Source organism: Rhodococcus sp. P3_B8, assembly GCF_056402775.1.
In genome coordinates this window covers 1-4692 of sequence record NZ_JBFUGT010000419.1, presented here as the reverse complement: position 1 = coordinate 4692, position 4692 = coordinate 1, and the positions used below count along the sequence as shown (strand labels likewise).

Sequence of the window (4692 nt, the reverse complement as noted above, 5' to 3'; positions counted from 1 at the left end):
CACCATGCCTGCTCGGTCTGGGTTTCCAGATGCCGGGTCCGCACCGCACCCTCGTGGGCGTAGAGCAGGTCGCGGCGCAGCGCATGCAGGGATTCGCCCTTGTTGAGCTGACGGGAGATCTTGCGCCGATAGCCCGGGTCGGAGAGATACCGGGCGGCATAGATCGTGCGCCGCAGAGCCCCGTACTCCTTCAACGCCGCAGCCAGCGCGTTCTGTCGGCCCGACGCCGACAGCTTACCGACCAGCAGCGATGCGGTGGCATGCCCGAACTTCAGCGACCCCGCCAGCCGCAGCAGATCGTCGTAGTGCTCGGCGATCAGATCCAGGTTGCACCGCCGCGTCAGCAGCGGCCCCGCGTGCGGGAACCGGGTTTCCGCCTCCGCCCGCGGCCCCGGCCGGTACAGGGTGATCCGGCCCAGATCCCGGATCCGCGGGGACAACTGCAATCCGAGTAGGTCGAACAATCCGAAGTTCACCAGGGTGACCCCGTGCGTATCGGTCGCATGCTCGGTGATCGGCAGATCTGTTGCATTGCCGAGTATTTCGTCCAGCACGTAGTGAGCTTCACGTCTCGTCGCGACGATCACCTTCGTGCCGTAGGTGGCGTGCTGATCGGTGATATGGGTATATGTCGACAACCCCTCGTTCGCAAAGTAGCGGCTCAGCGCTCTGGCGGTGATCGACTTGCCGCGGGTCGGGAACCGCTGCCCGTCCGAGGAGGACAGGGTGCCGGCCCCGAAGACCGGGGTCAGCGGCAGGCGTTGGTGGAAGTCGATGATCGCCAGGTTGGCCGCCCGCAACGTCTCCTCCCTCACATACCACTCCGAAGTCCAGGCCAGGATGTCGTAGGAGATCCCGCAGGCCTCCGCCATCCGGGTGAGACCCAGGTTGGTGGAGTAGGCCAGCAGCACCGCGATCAGGTTGCGCTTCAGCTCCGGGGTGCGGGACTGCTTGCCGCCGACGTGGGTGAAACAGTCCAGGTAACCGGTGCGTTTGTCCAGCTCGATCAACAGCGACACGATCGGCGCGAACGGCAGCATCTCTGTCAACTCCTGCGCCATCGCCGCGCGCAGCCGTTCCCATCCGATCTTCTCGCCGCGGATCAGGGCACCGATCTCCTCGTCGGGGATCTGCGTGTCGGTGATGATGGCCAGCAGGTCGTCGAGCAACCCCTGCCGATCCTCCCCGGCCTTGCCGCGTTCGGCGAGCTCGTCACGCATCCGGCGTTCGGCCGTGCTGAACTTCGCGGAGATCGCCTGGTCGAACAGCTGCACCACCTCGTCGAGCACATCGGCGGCCGACTGCGCCAATAGTGTGAGCAGGATCGGGTAGCGGCGCTGCGGGTCGCGGCGTTCCAGGGCCTGCCCGGTCAATCGGCGGCCCACCGTCGCCAGGAACCGCCGCCGCTCTGTCGGCAGCATCGACATATCCACCTCGTCAGCACCCAGGTTGCGCAGGAACCCCAGCTTCTCGACCTCGGCCTTCACCGCGGTCGCGGACGCCTCCACCGGACCGGTCGACAGCCACCGCAACCGCGTCATCCCGATCGACGGGTCGACGATCAGCAGCCTGTCCAGCTCCGCGCATCGCTCCGGCGTGAACTCGTGCGCCAATCGGTCGTAGGTCTCCCGCTGTGCCTACGCGCGAGCGTGCGCGACCCGCTCCACCACAGTCACCGGGCCCGGCCGGATCAAGCGCGCCGAAACCAGATACTCGCAGGCCAGCCGGAACAACAAAGTCGGTGAGTCGTGCTCCATCGCTCGTGCCAGCAGGAACTCGTCCAACTCCTTCGACTCCATCGCACCGGCAGGCCGCCAACCCAGATACTGCGCCACCAGCCGCACGTGCTCGGTGCGGGTCTTGGCTCGCTTTCCGTACGAATGAAGCTGCGCCGCATCGACATTCAGTTGCATGGCCAGCCGAGCCACCGCTACCGGCGGCGCCGACACCAACTTGTCCGGCACGAATCCCAGCCACGACAGCGTGCACAACGCGACAGCCAGTCCCAGCCGGTCCGCAGGCCCACGCCCGCGGCCCGGGTCGACGAAAGCCACGTCAGCCGGGGTCAAGGTGAAGTACCGGAACAACTCCTCACGACTTATCTCCGGGAACTCCCGTAGACGCGCCAACTCCTCGTCCGCGAACACCCGCGTCGCCACGAAGACCAGCCTCCAATACGCCGACCAACATCATCGGCAGCCAAGCCAATCACCAACCGCCCCCGCCCGCAGCCTGAACCGAGAAGTCACCCCCGACCAGCGGCTACGCCAAATCCGCCCGATCGTCGGCGGATACTACGGCGACCCCGACACCCGTAGGGGAGAAGGTCACCAACCCGACGTTGAGACCCGGCCCGATTGACTCCGTGACCGCGGCATCCCGCCGGGGTGACGAACGGCTCTGTCGCCGCAGACCTGCAGTGTTAACACTGAGATGAGGCGCCCGATCGAGAGTTCCCCGAGAACCGGTACAGATCGGCCGGCGGAAGGAATGCGACCATGAGCGACAGCAACACCGGCGCCGCGGGCGGCGGCGCGATCTACGCCCTGGGCATTTTCGGTGCGTGGGTGTGGTTCTGGCAGCAGGCGGACGCGTTCTGGGAATACGTCCTCGCAATCATCCAAGGATTGTTCTGGCCGACCTGGATGGTCTACGACGTTTTCAAGGTCCTTGCAGGGTAGGCGCTTTCGACGTCCTGCCTCCTCGCTGCAGGTTCGGGCAGGGGATCTAACTGACGAGCGCCGTGACGGCCGCGAAATAGATCATGATCGACAGCAGGTCCTGTACGACAGTCGCAAGTGGACCGGAGCCGAATGCCGGGTCCCTGCCGAGTCGCTGCAGGAGCCACGGCAACACCATGGCGACGATAGTGGCGATCGCACTCGCGGCGAGAACCGCTGCGGCCACCGCGACCGCGAGCATCGTGTCACCGGTCATCAGGCTGACGACCGGAAGCATTACGGCTCCGAGGAGAGCACCCACCGACAGACCGGTGAGCGCCTCGCGCCCCACGATACGTCGAATTCCCACCCCGACTGACAATCCACGGATCGCCAGGGTCTCGGTCTGCGTTCCGACTGCGTCTGCGAGATAAACGATTCCGGGGATGAAGTAGGCAACGGCCACATTCGCTTCGAGAGTGACTTCGAATGCCGCCATGAACACGGCCGAGACCATGGCACCCAGCAATCCGACGAGGAGCCAGGGAACACGGTGCCACAGCCTGCGCCGTACGTTCTCCACGCTCGTCTCGCGCGTGGTCTCGACCGAATGGAGGAAGCCTCCGAGGCGCGAGAGGTCCTCCTCGTGTTCCTGGAGCAGTACCGCGAGAAGTTGTTGTGGCGCGACGAGACCACGGAACCGACCGTCGTCATCGACCATCGCCAGCCCCGGCTCCCCGTGCTGAACCGCCTGCCACGCGGCCCGTTCCTGGTGGGTATCGGGTCGGACCGCGGGCGGACTCGGATCCATGACGTCGCGTAGCGACGCACATCCGGAGGCACCGAACATACGTTCGAATCGGTGCGACACCCACGAGTCGGCCGGCGACCAGTACGGCGACGACCGAAGCGCAGTCGTACCGCTTAGTGGCCATATCGCTCAGTACGGCCGTCACTGAGTCGCCCGGGGCGGCCGTGGGAACCCTCGTGCAGGCATGCCAGAGCGCAGTCCGGGGTTCGGGCTCATCGTCGAAGACCAGTAATTCGGACACCGGCACACCCTTTCCGAACGTGTTGTGGAGTGCCCTTCGATCCTGGCACGGGTGATACCGAAGCCGGCCACGTTCCGAGTGGACCGGGCGCACCCTCATTACGTCACAGTGACGTAATGAGGGTGCATGGGCGGAGGGAGGGGAGACCCGAAACCGAACATTCATTCGGAAAAGCGGGCCACTCGACGACACCGCCGAATTGGCCTTAGCGGTCCGGGGCCGCACATCCGGCGGCGTGAACATTATTCAGCGCGCCGACGGGTGCATCAGCCGCGACGTCGACGCGCCGAGTCGAATACGTTGCGAACGAGCGCCGGACGGGCCCGAGGGCCGGGTCGACGCAGAACTGGCTACGGGTATACAGGCAGGCAAATCCAGGCTTCTGACCTGCGGCGATAAAATGCCACTTTTTGCCGATAATCGACATTATGTCAACTGTGGACCGCAGGGCCTGCCCCGCGCCACCGGCGACCTCCACGCCCGGACGACGGGTCGGTAGCGTCGGCGCGTCGGCGCGTCGAGCTCCAGGCGACAGCCGCGCACCTTTTCCGCGGACGCACCCGTTCCCGGCCTCGAGACGGAAGTTGTCAACCTGTCTGAGACACGTTGGTGTTGATCCCGGTCGGTCCGGGGAGGGCTGGTGCGGTTGGTTTGCTTCGGAATCGTTCGGGATGTTTCGACCAGTAGCGGTCGAGGGCCTGCTGGCGACGTTGCCGGACGAGGGTGGCGGTGCCGGCATGGATGGCCGCTGGTGTGTGGCGGCCGAGTCCGCTGTGGCGGTGCTCGGTGGCGTAACGGTGGAGAAACTGTGCCGTCCAGTCGCGGGCATGGTCGATGTTCTCGAACAGGGTCGGACAACTCAGGTCGTATTTGATGGTCTTGAACAAAGACTCCGAGAACGGGTTGTCGTCACTGACCCGAGGTCGCGTATACGAGGCGAGCACACCGTTGTCGGCGAGCGCCTCGACAAGGGTGTGGGC

2 protein-coding genes and 2 pseudogenes are annotated in these 4692 nt (G+C 65.4%); 1 reads left to right on the top strand and 3 read right to left on the bottom strand.

The genetic code is table 11. The features are described from left to right. A pseudogene (locus AC1D1G_RS41925) lies at positions 1–2159 on the bottom strand (Tn3 family transposase); the annotation flags it as partial. 339 nt (positions 2160–2498) lie between these two features. Here AC1D1G_RS41925 and AC1D1G_RS41920 point away from each other — a divergent pair. Beyond that, entirely contained in the window at positions 2499–2681 is a 183-nt protein-coding gene (locus AC1D1G_RS41920) for a hypothetical protein (RefSeq protein WP_477956571.1), read from the top strand. Between the two features lie 46 nt (positions 2682–2727). On the opposite strand, the pseudogene AC1D1G_RS41915 reads toward AC1D1G_RS41920, so the two are convergent. Further along, a pseudogene (locus tag AC1D1G_RS41915) lies at positions 2728–3761 on the bottom strand (magnesium transporter). Positions 3762–4299: 538 nt separating this feature from the next. Beyond that, the coding region (locus tag AC1D1G_RS41910; protein WP_477956570.1) for an integrase core domain-containing protein at positions 4300–4692 on the bottom strand (393 nt) is incomplete at its 5' end.

Excerpts from the sequence above, each read along its gene's own strand:
- AC1D1G_RS41920 (WP_477956571.1), top strand. The coding sequence starts at position 2,499 with ATGAGCGACAGCAACACCGGCGCCGCGGGCGGCGGCGCGATCTACGCC.